Raw genomic sequence first — 15,211 nt, forward strand, 5'->3', positions numbered from 1 at the left:
CGGCGGCGCGCCGCCGGCCGTGTCCCGTGCCGCGGCGGCGCTCCATCAGGCGGGGACCGCGCTCACGTACACCCCAGCGCTCGGGATCGCCCCCTTACGCGAAGCGATCGCCGGGCATTACCGGCGCTGGTATGACCTCGATCTCGACCCAGCGCGGGTGGCGATCACGACGGGTTCATCGGGTGCCTTCGTCCTCGGGTTCCTCGCCGCCTTCGAACCCGGGGATCGGGTCGCGCTCGCTCGGCCCGGTTATCCGGCGTACCGCAACATCCTGATCAGCCTCGGCTGCGAGGTCGTCGACCTCCCCTGTGGTCCCGAGGTGAGATATCAGCCGACGCCAGCACTCCTGCAAGCGGCGCACGACGAGGCTCCGCTCGCTGGCGTCATCGTCGCGTCGCCAGCGAACCCCACGGGCACCATGGTGAGCCGGGAGGACCTCCGCGCGATCACCACCTGGTGCGCGGCGAAGGGGGTTCGCCTGGTCAGCGACGAGATCTATCACGGGGTGACCTATCCCGTTGCGGGACAGGCAGATCCGCGAGGCGTGTGCGCCTGGGAACTCGACCGTCAGGCGCTCGTGATCAGTTCGTTCAGCAAGTACTGGGGCATGACCGGATGGCGCCTCGGGTGGATGCTGCTGCCCGAGGACCTGGCGCGTCCGGTCGACGCGCTCGCGGGCAATATCGCGCTCTGCCCGCCAGCCCCGGCGCAGTACGCAGCGGTCGCCGCCTTCACCGACGAGTCCTATGCCTTCTGTGAGGCTGCGGTCGCCGAGTTCGCGGCGACGCGGGCCCTGCTGCTGGAGTCCGCGCCGAGTCTCGGCTGGGGCGTGAGCGCCCCCGCGGACGGCGCGTTCTACTACTACGCCGAGCTCGGCGAGCACCTCGCCCCCTTCGGCAGTTCGGTTCACTATGCGGCCGAGTTGCTCGAGCGCGAAGGGGTGGCGCTGACCCCCGGCACCGACTTCGACCCGGTCGACGGCGACCGGACGGTCCGACTGTCCTTCGCGGCGGGGCAAAGGGCCAACGAGACCGCGATCGAGCGGATCGTCGCCTTCCAGGCCCGCTAGTCCAGCCCGAGCGGGCTAGGTCGCCTCGACGGCCTCTTCGGCTTCGGCAGCCTCCTTCTTGTTGCGGCCGAAGAACCACAGGCCGAGACCGATCGAGAGCGCAAACATGATCGTCATCGCGATCAGAAGGGGATACGGTCCGGTCGCGTAGATCAGCGGGATCGCGGCGGCAGTGACGAGCCCGCCGCCGAAGATCGGCTCGAAGACCAACTGTTTGTAGCCGAAGGCCTCGAAGGCGGGGCTCTCGGACTCGGGGTCGGTGATCCGCATCAGGATGAGCCCGGTCGCCGTCACGCCCATGGACTGCCCGAAATCACCGATCCCACGTTCGAACCAGTACCGCGGGATGATGCGCGGCGCGAAGATCACGAAGATCGCGACGTTGAAGGCGATCCCGACGATCGCGAGGATGACGAAGGGGGCGAAGTTCGACCCAATCGCCGAGAGGGAAAGCGTCGCGAGCGCCGAGAGGATGAGGAAGTCCAGCGCGAGACCCTGGATCCGCAGCATGATCTGGTGATCCACGAGGTGCGCCGCGCCCATCTTCTTGGCGATGAGTTGCAAGATCACGCCGCCGAGGAGCGCGAGCGGGAAGAGGGGGACGAAGGTGAAGAGCTCGAAGGCCGCGTCCTCACCGCCGTAGGTCTGGGCTTCGACCCAGCGCAGCGCCTCGAGGATCACCCACCCGATGAGGATCGCGACCGCGACGATCGCGACGTGGAGCGAGAGCGGCTCGATCGAGGCGGGGCGGGTGGTCATCTCGCCGGCGGGGTAGTTCTCATCCTTGGCGAAGAGGCCCTTCTGCTCGTCGACCGAGGCCTTGACATCCCCCTTCAGCAACTCGGTCTTGCCGCTACGCACGCCCCAATTGATCAGGGCGATCCCGATGATGATGCCGGCGAGCAGGCCCACGGTGGCCAAGCCGAGAGCAAGGTCGGCGCCGTCTTCGAAGCCGAGCTCCTCCATCACCCCGCGCATCCCCGCGGCCGTGCCGTGACCCCCTTCGAAACCGATCTCGAGCAGAGCGCCCATCATCGGCGACGAGGAGAAGAAGGGGACGAGGATCAGCACCGCGACGAGCAGGCCAACGACGTACATGCCGGAGCCGAGCGCGAAGCCCAGCGAGAGCTGCGGCCCGACGAGCGTCGCGGCGCGCTTCGGGGTCGGGATGTCTTTGCCGAGGAAGAGGGTCGCAAAGACGATGCTGATGAGCAGGCCGGGGAGGGCTGCCCACACGTCCAGCATCTCCGGGGTGAAGATCCCCGCCTCGCTAAAGCCGTCGTAGCCCGCCTGCTCCGCGAGCGCGCCGAGCACCTGCGGCCCGAGCAGCAACGCGAGGACGCCAGCGATGATCGAACTCGGGAGGAAGAGGCGTTGGACGAAGCCGACCTTGACCCGGATGACCTTCCCGACCAGCAGGAACAATCCGAGGATGAGGAGGGCGAATCCGATCTGATCGGCGGACATGAGATCCCTTCGGTCAGCGGCGTTCTGTCCTCGGCAGTCTCCCGGTTCGGTAGCGGCGGGCGCTACCCCCAAGGGTGGGTCCAACGGGTGGGGCCAGGCCTTCACCCCCTTCACCGGGACGTGAAAGGATCAGGGGGACGGCAGATACAGTCGACCGCTCGAAGGAGAGCCCCCATGCCCATCGCCACCCCCGAGGTCTACCGCGACATGCTCGACCGCGCGAAGGCCGGTTCGTTTGCGTATCCCGCGATCAATGTCACCTCCTCGCAGACCCTCAACGCCGCGATCCGCGGCTTCGCCGAGGCGGGCTCGGACGGCATCGTCCAGGTCTCGACGGGCGGAGCCGAGTACCTTTCCGGCCCCACGATCAAGGACATGGTCTCGGGTTCCCTCGCTCTCGCCGCGTACGCCGAGATCGTCGCCGCCAAGTACGACGTCAACATCGCGCTGCACACCGACCACTGCCCGAAGGACAAGCTCGACGGCTTCGTGCGCCCCCTTCTGCAGGCGAGCGCCGAGCGTCGCGCCAAGACCGGGCTGCCGATCTTCCAGTCGCACATGTGGGACGGCTCGGCCGTGCCGCTCGATGAAAACCTCCAGATCGCGCAGGAGCTCCTCGCGCTCGCCAAGGCCGCCGACATCATCCTCGAGGTCGAGATCGGTGTCGTCGGTGGCGAAGAGGATGGCGTCGCCAACGAGATCAACGACCAGCTGTACACGACCCCCGAGGACGCGCTGAAGACCGTCGAGGCCCTCGGTCTCGGCGAGAACGGGCGCTACATGGCGGCCCTCACCTTCGGCAACGTGCACGGTGTCTACAAGCCGGGCAACGTCAAGCTGCGCCCGGAGATCCTGAAGCAGTGCCAGGACGCGATCGTCGAGAAGTACGGCAGCGAGCATGGTTCCAAGCCGCTCGACCTCGTCTTCCACGGTGGCTCCGGCTCGACCGAGCAGGAGATCTCTGACGCGGTCGACTTCGGCGTGATCAAGATGAATGTCGACACCGACACCCAGTACGCCTTCACCCGCCCGGTCGCCGGTTGGATGATGACGCACTACGACGGCGTCTTGAAGGTCGATGGCGAGGTCGGCAACAAGAAGCAGTACGACCCGCGCGCCTGGGGCAAGGAAGCCGAGGCCGCGATGGCCGCTCGCGTCGTCGAGGCCTGCGAAAACCTCCGCAGCGCCGGGACCCACGCCTAAATGGCCGAGCACAACCTCCTCGGGATCCCCCCGACCTACCTCGACGTCGATCCGGCCGCTGAAGCGATCGCGGCCGGTGAGGCGCCGACCCAGGTGGCCGCCGATCACCCGACCTCGAGCCTCGCCTGGGCGGTGCTCGCCGAGCAGGCCCTCGAGGCCGGCCGGGACGTCGAGGCGTATGCCTACGCGCGTACGGGGTACCACCGCGGCCTTGACGCCCTTCGCAAGGCGGGGTGGCGCGGTCAGGGACCGGTGCCGTGGTCGCACGAGCCCAACCGCGGGTTCCTTCGCGCGCTCGCGGCGCTGGCCCGGGCCGCCGGGGCGATCGATGAGGCGGACGAAGAGGCGCGCTGTCGCCAATTCCTCGCCGACTCCTCCGCGGAGGCCGCGGCCGAACTGCTCTAAACGAGATCGCACACGACGAAACCCACGGGTGTTGCTCCCGTGGGTTTCGTCGTGTGCGGGGACCTGTGGGGTCCGTCGCGGGAAACTCCCGATTTCTCGTGGAGTTCCAGGGGATTCCCGGAATTTCCGGGGACAAAGGCCGGATCGTGTGGAGACAGACGAAGGGGGCCATTGGCGCCACGTTCGGTCCGAAAACCGAACGTGGCGCCAATGGCCCCCTTCGCTATGCGCGGGCCCCTGCTCCCGAGCATAAAAGAGGGGGACGCCGCCTCAAGAAGTCCCCTGATCCACGTAAGGCGGCGTCCCCAATGCGTTCATCCTGCCGCATCGAGACGGATTCGTCATGTCACTTAGAGGTCACTGGCACTAACCTGTCAAATATGGCCCGATCCTCGTCCGGCGACCCGCTCTATCTCCTGGAATCACTGGTCGCGCAGGAAATCGCTCGGCTCAGCACTCGGCGCGAGCAACTCGCCGACGCCGGCGACGCTCTGATGGTGCTCCGCGCGCGCATGCACCACGTGGACTTCGGCGATGAAGACGTCGGAGTGGAGTGGCTCGAGGCCGACTTTGCCGCCTCGATGGTCTCGCGGCTCGCCGATATGGTCGACCGCGTCGATCAGGTCACCTTGACGACCGAGGTCGGGTCGGCGACCGACGAAGAGGTCTATCGCCGCAACCGCGAGAAGGCCCTCGCCGGCCAGCGGCAGCGCACGATCTACCACGAGGACCTCCTCGCGACCCCCGAGGGCCGCCGCGCCGTCGATGGGATGAAGGGCCTCGGCGAGCATCGGATGAGCTCGCGGATCGGGACAGAATTTGCGGTCTTTGGCGACGACGCGGTGATCACCCTTTCGCGTTTCGGGCAGGCCGAATCCCGCTATTTGATGATCCGTAATCCCGCCCTCATCGCCTGCTTCGCCGCGTGGTTTGAGGGGGTGTGGGAGTACTCACCGGTCGTCTATGTCGATGAAGACCAGCGCGAAAAGACCCTGATCCGATTGCTCGCGCTCGGCCATAAGGACGAACTCATCGCCCGCCATATGGGCATCGCGTTGCGCACCGTGCGTCGCCGCATCGCCGGGCTCATGAGCGACTACGGAGTGACGACCCGCTTCCAACTCGGGGTCGCTCTTGCCCAAGACGATCGCGTTTAGGCAGCGACGGACGAGCCGATCTCAGCGATCGAGAAGGGGGTGCCGCTCGATGATCTCGTGGCGGCCCGGGCCGACGCCGATCGCCGAAACCCGCGCGCCGATTAACTCCTCCACGCGCAGGATGTAGGCCTGGGCATTGGCGGGCAGATCCTCAAAGGTCCGGGCGCCGGAGATGTCCTCGCTCCACCCATCGAGGTATTCGTAGATGGGCTTGGCGTGGTGGAAGTCGCTCTGGTTGACCGGCATCTGCTCGTGGCGCACCCCGTCGACGTCGTATGCCACGCAGATCGGCAGCCGCTCGAAGCCGGTCAAGACATCGAGCTTGGTCACCACGAAGTCGGTGACCCCGTTGATCCGGGTCGCGTAGCGCCCGATCACGGTGTCCATCCATCCGCACCGGCGGGGACGGCCCGTGGTCGTCCCGAACTCGGCGCCGTTGTTGCGCAGCGTCTCGCCGTCCTCGTCGAACAGTTCGGTGGGGAAGGGGCCCTCGCCCACCCTCGTCGTGTACGCCTTGAGGATCGCGATGACGCGGCTGACCCGGGTCGGGGGGATCCCCGATCCGGTGCAGGCGCCACCGGCGGTCGCCGACGAGGAGGTGACGAAGGGGTACGTGCCGTGGTCGACGTCGAGCAGGGTCGCCTGGCCGGCTTCGAGCAGGACGTTCTTGCCAGCCGCGAGCGCCTCTTCGAGGACCAGCGAGGTGTCGGCGACCATCGGCCGCAACCGCTCGGCGTACGAGAGGAGCTCGTCGACCACTTCGTCGGCCTCGACCGCGCGGGTGTTGTAGATCTTCGCGAGGATCTGGTTCTTAAAGCTGAGGGCGGCCTCGACCTTCTGGCGCAAGATCCCTTCGTCGAAGAGGTCCTGCACGCGCACGCCGATGCGGTTCATCTTGTCGGCATAGGTCGGGCCGATCCCGCGCCCGGTCGTGCCGATCTTGCGCGCCCCGAGGAAGCGCTCGGTCACCTTATCGAGCGTGCGGTTGTAGGGCGCGATGACATGGGCGTTGGCGCTTACCACCAGGCGCGAGATGTCGACGCCCCGCGCGGCGAGACCGTCGAGCTCTTCGAAGAGGACCTCGAGGTCGACCACGACACCGTTGCCGATCACCGGGACCACGCTCGGGGTGAGGATGCCCGATGGCAGGAGGTGCAGGGCGTACTTCTCGCCCTCGATCACCACGGTGTGGCCGGCGTTGTTGCCGCCGTTGAACTTCACGACGTAATCGACGTCGCTCCCGAGGAGGTCGGTCGCCTTGCCCTTGCCTTCATCGCCCCACTGGGCGCCGACCAGCACGATCGCCGGCATGTTAGGTCTCCTTGTGGCCGAATCCCTGACGGCCGTCGCGGTCGAGACATGTCGCCGGGGCCTGCCCATCAGGCGGCCCAGGCGACTGGGTCAGTCTACCGGCGGGCAATAACCGGTTGCGCCCTTGCGGTCAGGCTGCGAGCGTGTTCGGACCAGCGGCCGCGGTTCGCGCGGTATCGCGTGGCGAGTGCAAGGAGGTGGTGCACCCGTGTCGAAACACGAGAGCGCACCGGAAGATGTCAAGGCAAAGTTCCGGGAAGCGTTGGAGCGCAAGGCAGCCCACGGTGGCGCGGATGTCTCCGCCGACGGTGGCCATGGCAAGGTCGAGGAAGCTCACGGCCCGCAGACCACGGCCACCCAGCAGATGTTCCGTCGCAAGTCGGGCGGCTAACGACGCGTCCAGGCGAAGGGAGTGGAGGCGACTTCGCTCCCTTCGCCGTCCCCACTGCCGAACGCGGCTTAGGGAAGGGGACGCAGGACCCGCATCCGGTGCGCTGCGCGGGTCAGGGCGACATAGAGGATGCGCGCGCCGCCGGGGGATTCGCGAATGATCGCATCCGGGTCGACGACAACCGTCGCGTCCCACTCCAGGCCCTTGGTTGACATCGGGTCGAGGACCACCACGCGGTCATCGGCGAGGTCACTGAGCTCCTCGCGATAGCGGGCGGGGGTGATCACCGCGATCGAACCGTCGACCTCGTCCCGCAGGGCGGCGAGCGCCTCGCGAGTGACCACTCGTACCGAAGGTGCCGACGGGGTGAGGGCATCGCCGAAGGACATCTCGACCGGGTCGACCCCGACCTCTCGCACCGCCTCGGGGATATCCGCGTCGGGTACGACCGGCACGATCACGCGCCGGGCGTAGTCGAAGATCTCGCGCGCATTGCGGTAGTTGGTCCGCATGTGGAAGGAGCGCCGCTCCTGGTTCCCGTACGCCTCGTCGCGCGCACGGACCGCTTCGGCGGCATCGGCCCACGACGCCTGGGCGGCGTCGCCAACGACGGTCCAGGAAGCGCGGCGCCCCCTTCGTCCGACCATGCGCCACTGCATCGGGGAGAGGTCTTGAGCCTCGTCGACCAGGATGTGCGCGTAGTCCGCGGACCGATCGATCCGGCCGTGGAGCAACCGCTCTCGCGCCTCGGTCGGGGTCACGTGCTGGGAGATGCGGACCGGGGCGATGGCGCTGCCCATGGTGCGCAGTTCCTCGACTCCATCGAGGGAGTCGATTTCGTAGAAGCCGCGCTCCTCGGCGACGGCTTCTTCGACGATGCCGAGTCGCACGGAGAGTTCGTCGACGAGGGCAGCGTCGGCGACCGTCCAGGACCCGAGGTCGAGCGTCTCGCGCATCGAGTGCGCGAGCGCGGCGGCATCACCTTGACTGAGCACCCCGCGGGAGACGCGGTAGGTGAGTTCGGTGTCGGTTAGCCAGAGCAGGACCTCGCGGGGGTCGAGCTGCGGCCACCACGCCGCCATGAAGTCATCGACCGCGAGCGACTCATCGAACGCCTCGAGGAAGTCGGCGCGGTCGCCGTCGCGGTGTGTGGCCCAGGCCGCCTCGGCGAGGAGCGTCCGAGCCGCGGCTGCTCCCTGGTTGCGGGTGCGATCGCGCAGGACCTGGGTGCGGATCCGCGTCAGGACATCGCCGCTGAGCCGGATCGCGATCCCACCGACGAAGACGCGCAACTCGGTCGGGGCGTCGGGCACGGGTTCGGCGGCGAGGCGCTGGAGGACCGTGCGCATCCGGAGCGATCCCTTGATCGCCGCCACCTCGGGAGGATCGAGGCGGGTCGCATCGATCGCATCGACCACATCGCCGAGGGCCCGCAGCACGACCGAATCCTCGCCGAGCGAGGGCAGGACCCGCTCGATATAGGAGGTGTACGCGGCGGAAGGTCCGATGACGAGGATGCCGCCGGTCTCGTAGCGCCGCCGGTTGGCGAAGAGGAGATAGGCGGCGCGGTGGAGGGCGACCACGGTCTTGCCGGTCCCGGGCCCTCCGGTGATCTCGGTGACTCCGCGGTCGCTCGCGCGGATCGCCTCGTCCTGGTGGGCCTGGATCGTCGCGACGATGTCGCGCATCTGCGATCCGCGCGTGCGCGTCAGGGCGGCGAGGAGCGCGCCGTCGCCAACGATCACGAGGTCGTCGGGAGCCTCCGGCACCATCAGGTCGTCCTCGACGCCAACGACCCGATCATCCTTGGAGCGCAGCACACGGCGCCGGATCACGCCATGGTTGTCGACCGGTGTCGCCCGGTAGAAGGGGGATGCCGCCGGCGCGCGCCAGTCGATGACGAGCGGCTCATACTCATCGTCTCGGACGCCAAGGCGCCCGACATAGCGGACCTCACGATCGGCGGGGTCCATCGTCGCGCCGTGGTCGAGGTCCAGCCGCCCGAAGACGAGCCCCTCGTGCTGATAGTTAAGGCTCGCGAGGCGGCGGGCGGCGTTGTAGACCAACGCGTCTCGCTCGAAGAGGCCCGACATTTCTTCATCGCGGACGTCGCCGGTGCGATCGGTCCGACCGCGGGACATGCCATCGACGGCAACGAGGTCGGCGCGCCGACCGGCCTTAGCGAGTTCGGCGTAGACGCGATCCAGGTGGGCCTGTTCGGTGGCGATCTCGGCGTCTACGACATCGACGGGAGCGTCGGTCACGGTACCTCTGAAGGGGGTGCGGGTAGGTATACGGCGAACTCCCAAGTCTAACGGGGGGATCGACCTGCTGTCCTCGAGGTTGTCGGGCGTCTCACACGAGGTGTCGGCGGGCCGCCTCGACCCCGACCTGCAGTCGCGAACTGGCCCCGAAGACGGCCATCAGGTGCCGGACGCGCCGCTCGACCGTCCGGGTGCTGAGGTCGAGCTGACGGGCGACCGTCGCATCGGAGGCGCCGCCGGCCAGCAAGGCGAGGATCAAGCGGTCCCGTTCGCTCAGGCCATGGTCGTCGCCGACCCCCCGACCTTCCGGCAAGGGGACGCCGGCGCCGAAGTAGCGGCGCACGAGCAGGGCAAGGGCCGCGATCATCGGGCCTCCGGTGAGGGCGACCGATCCGCTGCCGCTGGGATCGATATTGGTGACCTCGATGACCGCGGCGCGTTCGTCGACGACGATGACGGAGAAGGGCAGAGCCCAGAGGGTGCGGGCCTTCTCGCCAGCGGCGACCCGGCGGCGAAGGACGGGCAGGACGCCCTCGCTGTCGAGCAGGGCCACGTCGTAGACGCTCTGGCGCAGGAGCGGCTTGCCGGTGCTGTCGACGAGGCTCTGGTCGTGCTCGGAAGAGGTGGGGTCGAGCATGGCTCGGGTCCGAGGGGAGTCCGCGCGGGCCGCGATGATCGAATGCTCCGCGTCCGCGACGATCGCCGACGTCGCGGACTTGATCTCGGCGACCGACGACAGGGCCTCGGCGCGTAGGCCCGCGGCGTCGACCTCCGCACCCTCTCGAGCGCGCCGATGGAGCATCGCCATCGAGCTCGCGGACGCGCGAGTGCGTCGGGCCTGCCGCTCGATCTCCGCGGCGTAGGCGTTCAGGGCGGCCTCGGGTGGGGGGACCTCGATCGTGCCGTTCTCGGTGATCTCAATAAGGCCGCGGGAGCGCAGGACCGGCAAGGCGCGGGTCACCACATCCGGGGAAACACCGGTCGCGATGATCTCCCCAGGGGTCGACGACGGGTGGGTGACGGCGGCGAGGTAGACGCTCGTGACGTCACCCTCGGTCATGGCATCGCCCAGAAGCTCGGGCAGTTGTTGCAGCGGCATCGCATTATTGTGGCGGATATCCGACAATGACGGAAGTGCGACAGGGTTGGCCTTGCGTCCGGGCGGGCAGTTTGTTTGAATCCTCACTACCGACCCGTCCGCGGGTCGAAGAGTGTGGCGCTGGTATCCCCCCCGTAACCAGCCCGCGCTGGGGCGCAGATCCGGCAGATCCCCCCTGCTTGCCGGGTCTGCGCCCTTCGCCGTCTCCCCTGCCGCTGCTCGATAGGCTGACGCATCGTGAAGGCTCTTGTCATAGGAACCGGTGCCCGCGAGCACGCTCTGGTGCGCTCCCTCGCGGCCGACCCCGACGTCGACGCGGTGATCGCCGCTCCCGGGAACCCGGGCATGGACGCGATCGCGCTCTGCGTCCCGGTCGACGCCACCGATCCGGACGCGGTGGTGGCGCTCGCGGCCGAGCATGCGGTTGACCTCGTCGTGGTGGGGCCGGAGGCGCCACTCGTCGCCGGGGTCGCCGATGCGTTGCAGGAGGCGGGGATCACCTGCTTTGGGCCGTCGGCGGAGGCTGCGCGGCTGGAAGGGAGCAAGGCCTACGCCAAGGAGGTCATGGCGGCCGCTGGGGTCCCCACCGGAGCGGCGCGGGTCTGCACCACCGAATCCGAACTCATCGCCGCCATCGACGAGTTCGCCGCCCCCCATGTGATCAAGGACGACGGGCTCGCGGCGGGCAAGGGCGTGGTCGTGACGCTCGAACGCGATGCGGCGATCGAGCACGGTCTCGGATGCCTGGCGAAGGGGGACGACGCGCAGGTCGTCGTCGAGGAGTACCTCGACGGCCCGGAGGCCTCTCTCTTTTGTATCTGCGATGGGACCACCGTCGTTCCGCTCCACCTGGCCCAGGACTTCAAGCGGGTGTTTGACGGCGACGAAGGGCCCAATACCGGTGGGATGGGCGCGTATTCGCCGCTGGAGTGGGCACCCGACGGGTTGGCCGAGGAGATCGTGCGGACCGTCGCGCAGCCCGTGGTCGACGAGATGGCCCGCCGCGGCACCCCCTTCACCGGCGTGCTCTATGTCGGTCTTGCGCTCACTGCGCGCGGCCCGCGGGTGATCGAGTTCAACGTGCGCTTCGGTGACCCGGAGACCCAGGCTGTCCTCGCCCGCCTCGAAACCCCCCTTGGCCGCCTCCTCCTCGCGGCGGGCCGCGGCACCCTCGCGGCGCTTGAGCCGCTGCGCTGGAGCGATCGCAGCGCGGTCACGGTGGTCATTGCCGCCAAGAACTATCCGGGGACTCCGGTGACCGGCGACCCGATCAGCGGTCTCGACGACCTCGACGGCGCCTATGTCCTCCACGCCGGGACCGCTCGCGATGATGACGGCGTGCTGGTGTCCGCCGGTGGCCGGGTGCTCTCCGTCGTCGCTCTCGGCGATGACCTGGAACAGGCCCGGACGGCCGCTTACGGTGCGGTCGAGCAGATCGACCTCGAGGGTTCTCACCACCGCACCGATATCGCGTTGCGTGCCGCCCGCGGGGAACTCTCGGCGTAGTCCTTCGGGAACCGGTCTCGCCCCGCTCGCGTCCAATGGGCATGACAACGAGACGGTTCCCCTTCTTCCTGGCCCTGATCATCGGCCTGGCCGGGATGCTCACCGCCTGCGGGGGCGGCGCATCGGGCACGGAGCGCCCGGCGCCCGAGCCGCGCTACGAACTGATCGTCACCACCAAGGATTGGAGTGGTTGGCTCCCTCAGGACGCCCCGCAGCCGGGGCCGCAGACGGCCAGACTCACGGTCCGGCCGCAGGCGAGCCTCACCGTCTCCACGGTCTCTGGGCCGCTCACCCTCACCATCGCCGAGGTCCGAGAGGACTCGGTCGTGATCGAGTCGGATACTCCGCTCGCCGCCCAGAGCACCAGCGGCTCTGAATGGTCGGTGGGCGACCAGACCCGGCGGTGGGAGATCCGCGAAGGGGGAGAGATCCGGGCGATCACCCCCACGCTCGACGGCGGGACCGAACTGCGGATGACGCTGGAGCCATTGGCGGACGGCGGCCAGCGATAGCCGGCGGCTTGATGCCGGGCGCGGGTGCGCGAAGATGGCTGCCATGACCGCCTCGCCCGACGCCGCCCCCTTCGACCTGCCCGGCTACGCGCACATCTACTCCGGCAAGGTCCGCGACCTCTACGCACCGCTCGGTGACGACGGCGCGCCCCGGAGCGACCAACTGCTGCTCGTCGCGAGCGATCGGATCAGCGCCTACGACTACGTGCTGGCGACCCCCATCCCGGACAAGGGTGCGGTGCTCACCCAGATGTCGCTCTGGTGGTTCGAGCAACTCGCCGATCTGGTGCCTCACCACGTCATCTCCACCGATGTGCCGCCGGCCGTCGCTGGCCGCGCCGTCCTCGTCGAGCGCCTCGCGATGCTCCCGGTGGAGTGCGTGGCGCGCGCTTATCTCACCGGCGGGGGGCTCGCCGAGTATCAGGCCGACCGGACCGTCTCTGGGGTCGCGCTCCCCGAGGGGTTGGCGGACGGATCGCGCCTTCCCGCGCCGATCTTCACTCCATCCACGAAGGCCCCCATCGGTGAGCATGACCAGCCGCTGCCCTATGAAGGGGTGGTCGCCGAGATCGGTGAGACGCTCGCCGCGCGCGTGCGAGACCTGACCGTCGCGATCCTGGCCCGCGGCAACGAGATTGCGACCGAGCGGGGCATCATCTTGGCCGACACCAAGGTCGAGTTCGGGCTGCGCGGGCTCGCGATCGATGGCGAAGAGGATGTCGCTGCGGCCGTGCGCTCGCGCGGCGCGGACGCCGAGATCGTCCTCGCCGACGAGGTGCTCACGCCGGACTCGTCGCGCTTCTGGCCGGCCGAGTCGTGGGAGCCGGGAAGGGCGCAGCCGAGCTATGACAAGCAGTACGTCCGCGACTGGCTGACCTCTTCTGCTTCCGGATGGTCCAAGTCCTCCGGCGAAGCACCGCCGGCGCTGCCCGACGATGTCGTCGAGCAGACCCGAGCGAAGTACGTCGAGGCGTATGAGCGCCTGACCGGCCGCACCTTCACCCCCTTCTAGACCGACGGGGGAGCGCTCACGGCACCCATTGGGGCGCCGCGACGTCGCAGCTCCGCCTCCGCGCGATCGAGCCCGCCATGCTCCAGCCCGGCGAGGTTCGATCGGCCGGACCACACCACGCGCGATCCGCGCCGCACGACGACCGCGAGGGTGCCGCCGAGGTGTTCGATGGCGCCAGCGGTGTTGCGCTGCTCCGCCGGAAGGGGGACGGGGAGCACGTGGGCAGCGCTGAGGGGTGCCTGCGCTTCGACGTCGATCGTCCAGTCCTCCCCGAGCCGCCGCGCGTGCCCACGTAGCGACCAGGTCTCGTCGCCCACCCGGGCCCGTACGGGCGAGGTGACGGGGTTGCCCTGGCGCAGGATCGTCCCATCGGGCAGCCGCACGACGAGCCCGGTCACCTCGGTGCGTAGCGGGCCGGAGTGGACCTCGCCACCGGCGAAGGCGACGCATGCGGCGGGCTCGTCAAAGCCCTGCGCCTGCCCCCACCACCAGGCATCCGGGAAGCCCTCGCGTCCCCAGTTCTTCTCGCCGTACACCTGCGCGCCCACGATCTGCCAGGTCCGGCCATCGAGGGTCGCGGTGCCGTCGGCGCGGCCGCCAAGCAACCAGGGGTGCCAGTACTGATTGAGTGCGGGCACGCTGTGAAAGTAGCTCGACCCGCCGTAGGGGCGCATCGGCCACCGAATCGGCTCGCTCACGCGGACATCGATCCGACAGTCGGGCCCAAGATCGACCGTGAGCCGGGCATCGTCAGCGACGAAGGCATCACCGGCCGCGACCGATAGCCGGTGTGGATCGGCGAAGGCCCCCTCGTGGGCCCGGATGCTGAGGTGCCCCCCAGGATGGTCGGCGACTCCGAGGGTGGCCCAGGCCCCCTTCGGTCCCTGGTTGATCCCGATGAGCGCGACCAGCGCACGGCCGCTCACGGGGTCACTGATCCGCCAGAAGTACCCCTCCATGGCGCCGCCGTGCGTCCCGAGCGGGTCTCCGAAGGGGAGGTCGGCGCCCCCTCGTCGGTAGGCGGTGAGCAGATCACGCAAGGGGTTCGGCATTGATCGACCCTAGCGGCGGGACGCTGAAGGCGAGGTTTAGCCGGTGTCGATCTTACGGATGGGGTCACTGCCCTTGCCGACGGTGTTGCAAAAGAGCTTGGCGAATGGTATCGAAGTGATACCATTGGCCATGGCCTTCACGCTGCGTACCGACGACGAACTCGAAGCCGCCCTGGACGCGATCACCTCAGCGGAGGGAATTTCGCGCCAAGACGCGGCGCGACGAGCGATTCTCGAAAAGGCGCAGCGTGACGGCCTCCTTGAGCGCGTTGAGGTCAGCGGCGCCGCGATGATTGAGCGGTGGGGCGCGGTCCTTGACCGACTCGGATCGGTCTAGTGCGCCTCCTCGACCTGGATTCGCTGATCCGACTGACCCAGATGCTCGGCGCCGGGCCCGTGAAAGACCCGGGCCTACTCCAGTCGGCGGCGCTGCGTCCCTCGACGACGGTGTTCGGAGAGGATGCCTACCCCACGATCGAGCTCAAAGCGGCGTCCTTGCTTCACTCCATCGTGAAGAACCACCCCTTGGTCGATGGCAATAAGCGACTCGGATGGCTCGCATGCGTGGTGACCTTGGACCTCAATGGACTCGACCCGTCGCTTAGTCATGACGGGGCGTTTGATCTGGTCATGGAGGTTGCCGCTGGTGACCTCGCGATCGCTGAGATCGCGCGGCGGCTTCAGGCTGAGCCCCGGGCGGACGGGGGCGCGCCTAGCGGCGCCTAGACTGGGCGGCGGACCCTCCCTTCCACACGCCTTCAGG

The 15,211-nt window shown here is 68.5% G+C and carries 15 protein-coding genes; 10 read left to right on the top strand and 5 right to left on the bottom strand.

The genetic code is table 11. The annotated features are described in order from the left end of the window. Nucleotides 1–1,069: pyridoxal phosphate-dependent aminotransferase (locus AB8K43_RS04220; protein ID WP_370891808.1), on the top strand; the 1,069-nt coding region annotated here is incomplete at its 5' end. 15 nt (nucleotides 1,070–1,084) lie between these two features. On the opposite strand, the gene AB8K43_RS04225 is transcribed toward AB8K43_RS04220, so the two are convergent. Further along, nucleotides 1,085–2,536, bottom strand: a complete 1,452-nt coding sequence (locus AB8K43_RS04225) for a sodium/glutamate symporter (protein WP_370891810.1) — start codon at nucleotides 2,534–2,536, stop codon at nucleotides 1,085–1,087. A gap of 174 nt (nucleotides 2,537–2,710) precedes the next feature. Here AB8K43_RS04225 and fbaA point away from each other — a divergent pair, with 174 nt between their 5' ends. The 3 genes from fbaA (at nucleotide 2,711) to AB8K43_RS04240 (ending at nucleotide 5,301) form a co-directional block, all read left to right on the top strand. Continuing rightward, the gene (gene fbaA / locus AB8K43_RS04230; RefSeq protein WP_370891811.1) at nucleotides 2,711–3,739 is read left to right on the top strand and encodes a class II fructose-bisphosphate aldolase; all 1,029 of its coding nucleotides are present in this window, start codon (nucleotides 2,711–2,713) and stop codon (nucleotides 3,737–3,739) included. Beyond that, entirely contained in the window at nucleotides 3,740–4,144 is a 405-nt protein-coding gene (locus tag AB8K43_RS04235; protein WP_370891813.1) for a DUF3151 domain-containing protein, read from the top strand. It abuts the gene before it with no gap. Between the two features lie 380 nt (nucleotides 4,145–4,524). Next, nucleotides 4,525–5,301 carry a hypothetical protein gene (locus AB8K43_RS04240; RefSeq protein ID WP_370891815.1) on the top strand — a complete coding sequence of 259 codons (777 nt, stop codon included), beginning with the start codon at nucleotides 4,525–4,527 and terminating at the stop codon, nucleotides 5,299–5,301. 21 nt (nucleotides 5,302–5,322) lie between these two features. On the opposite strand, the gene AB8K43_RS04245 is transcribed toward AB8K43_RS04240, so the two are convergent. Then, the gene (locus tag AB8K43_RS04245) at nucleotides 5,323–6,612 is read right to left on the bottom strand and encodes an adenylosuccinate synthase (RefSeq protein ID WP_370891816.1); all 1,290 of its coding nucleotides are present in this window, start codon (nucleotides 6,610–6,612) and stop codon (nucleotides 5,323–5,325) included. A 208-nt stretch (nucleotides 6,613–6,820) separates the two neighbouring features. Between AB8K43_RS04245 and AB8K43_RS04250 the strand changes: the two genes are divergently transcribed. Further along, nucleotides 6,821–7,003 (top strand): DUF5302 domain-containing protein, encoded by a 183-nt coding sequence (locus AB8K43_RS04250; protein ID WP_370891818.1) that lies wholly within the window; start codon nucleotides 6,821–6,823, stop codon nucleotides 7,001–7,003. Nucleotides 7,004–7,071: 68 nt separating this feature from the next. Here the strand turns inward: AB8K43_RS04250 and AB8K43_RS04255 are convergent, their stop codons facing one another. Next, entirely contained in the window at nucleotides 7,072–9,267 is a 2,196-nt protein-coding gene (locus AB8K43_RS04255; RefSeq protein ID WP_370891821.1) for a UvrD-helicase domain-containing protein, read from the bottom strand. A 91-nt stretch (nucleotides 9,268–9,358) separates the two neighbouring features. After that, nucleotides 9,359–10,366, bottom strand: a complete 1,008-nt coding sequence (locus AB8K43_RS04260) for a LuxR C-terminal-related transcriptional regulator (RefSeq protein WP_370891822.1) — start codon at nucleotides 10,364–10,366, stop codon at nucleotides 9,359–9,361. 237 nt (nucleotides 10,367–10,603) lie between these two features. Here AB8K43_RS04260 and purD point away from each other — a divergent pair, with 237 nt between their 5' ends. From purD to AB8K43_RS04275, 3 genes are read left to right on the top strand one after another with little or no spacing between them, the layout of a single operon-like run. Continuing rightward, nucleotides 10,604–11,872, top strand: coding sequence for a phosphoribosylamine--glycine ligase (gene purD, locus AB8K43_RS04265; RefSeq protein ID WP_370891824.1), 1,269 nt, complete (start codon nucleotides 10,604–10,606; stop codon nucleotides 11,870–11,872). A 41-nt stretch (nucleotides 11,873–11,913) separates the two neighbouring features. Beyond that, nucleotides 11,914–12,384, top strand: a complete 471-nt coding sequence (locus AB8K43_RS04270; RefSeq protein WP_370891826.1) for a hypothetical protein — start codon at nucleotides 11,914–11,916, stop codon at nucleotides 12,382–12,384. 43 nt (nucleotides 12,385–12,427) lie between these two features. Continuing rightward, the gene (locus tag AB8K43_RS04275) at nucleotides 12,428–13,396 is read left to right on the top strand and encodes a phosphoribosylaminoimidazolesuccinocarboxamide synthase (protein ID WP_370891828.1); all 969 of its coding nucleotides are present in this window, start codon (nucleotides 12,428–12,430) and stop codon (nucleotides 13,394–13,396) included. Here AB8K43_RS04275 and AB8K43_RS04280 read toward each other — a convergent pair. After that, complete coding sequence (locus AB8K43_RS04280) at nucleotides 13,393–14,448, bottom strand: tocopherol cyclase family protein (protein WP_370891830.1); 1,056 nt, start codon at nucleotides 14,446–14,448, stop codon at nucleotides 13,393–13,395. The two genes, AB8K43_RS04275 and AB8K43_RS04280, sit on opposite strands and share 4 nt — an antisense overlap. Before the next feature lie 130 nt (nucleotides 14,449–14,578). Between AB8K43_RS04280 and AB8K43_RS04285 the strand changes: the two genes are divergently transcribed. Together AB8K43_RS04285 and AB8K43_RS04290 are read left to right on the top strand one after the other, a co-directional pair. Beyond that, entirely contained in the window at nucleotides 14,579–14,785 is a 207-nt protein-coding gene (locus AB8K43_RS04285; protein WP_370891832.1) for a CopG family transcriptional regulator, read from the top strand. Next, nucleotides 14,785–15,174, top strand: coding sequence for a type II toxin-antitoxin system death-on-curing family toxin (locus AB8K43_RS04290; protein ID WP_370891834.1), 390 nt, complete (start codon nucleotides 14,785–14,787; stop codon nucleotides 15,172–15,174). Before AB8K43_RS04285 ends, AB8K43_RS04290 begins: the two co-directional genes overlap by 1 nt. Nucleotides 15,175–15,211 lie beyond the last annotated feature (37 nt).

The organism is Janibacter sp. GXQ6167, assembly GCF_041365945.1.
In the GTDB taxonomy this organism is placed as follows: Bacteria; Actinomycetota; Actinomycetes; order Actinomycetales; family Dermatophilaceae; genus JBGFSK01.

What these genes read in the sequence shown, in the direction of transcription:
- AB8K43_RS04270 (WP_370891826.1), top strand. Translation starts at nt 11,914, where the DNA reads ATGACAACGAGACGGTTCCCCTTCTTCCTGGCCCTGATCATCGGCCTG.
- AB8K43_RS04285 (WP_370891832.1), top strand. Translation starts at nt 14,579, where the DNA reads ATGGCCTTCACGCTGCGTACCGACGACGAACTCGAAGCCGCCCTGGAC.
- AB8K43_RS04235 (WP_370891813.1), top strand. Translation starts at nt 3,740, where the DNA reads ATGGCCGAGCACAACCTCCTCGGGATCCCCCCGACCTACCTCGACGTC.
- fbaA (WP_370891811.1), top strand. Translation starts at nt 2,711, where the DNA reads ATGCCCATCGCCACCCCCGAGGTCTACCGCGACATGCTCGACCGCGCG.
- AB8K43_RS04240 (WP_370891815.1), top strand. Translation starts at nt 4,525, where the DNA reads ATGGCCCGATCCTCGTCCGGCGACCCGCTCTATCTCCTGGAATCACTG.
- AB8K43_RS04260 (WP_370891822.1), bottom strand. Translation starts at nt 10,366, where the DNA reads ATGCCGCTGCAACAACTGCCCGAGCTTCTGGGCGATGCCATGACCGAG.
- AB8K43_RS04225 (WP_370891810.1), bottom strand. Translation starts at nt 2,536, where the DNA reads ATGTCCGCCGATCAGATCGGATTCGCCCTCCTCATCCTCGGATTGTTC.
- AB8K43_RS04280 (WP_370891830.1), bottom strand. Translation starts at nt 14,448, where the DNA reads ATGCCGAACCCCTTGCGTGATCTGCTCACCGCCTACCGACGAGGGGGC.
- AB8K43_RS04275 (WP_370891828.1), top strand. Translation starts at nt 12,428, where the DNA reads ATGACCGCCTCGCCCGACGCCGCCCCCTTCGACCTGCCCGGCTACGCG.
- AB8K43_RS04245 (WP_370891816.1), bottom strand. Translation starts at nt 6,612, where the DNA reads ATGCCGGCGATCGTGCTGGTCGGCGCCCAGTGGGGCGATGAAGGCAAG.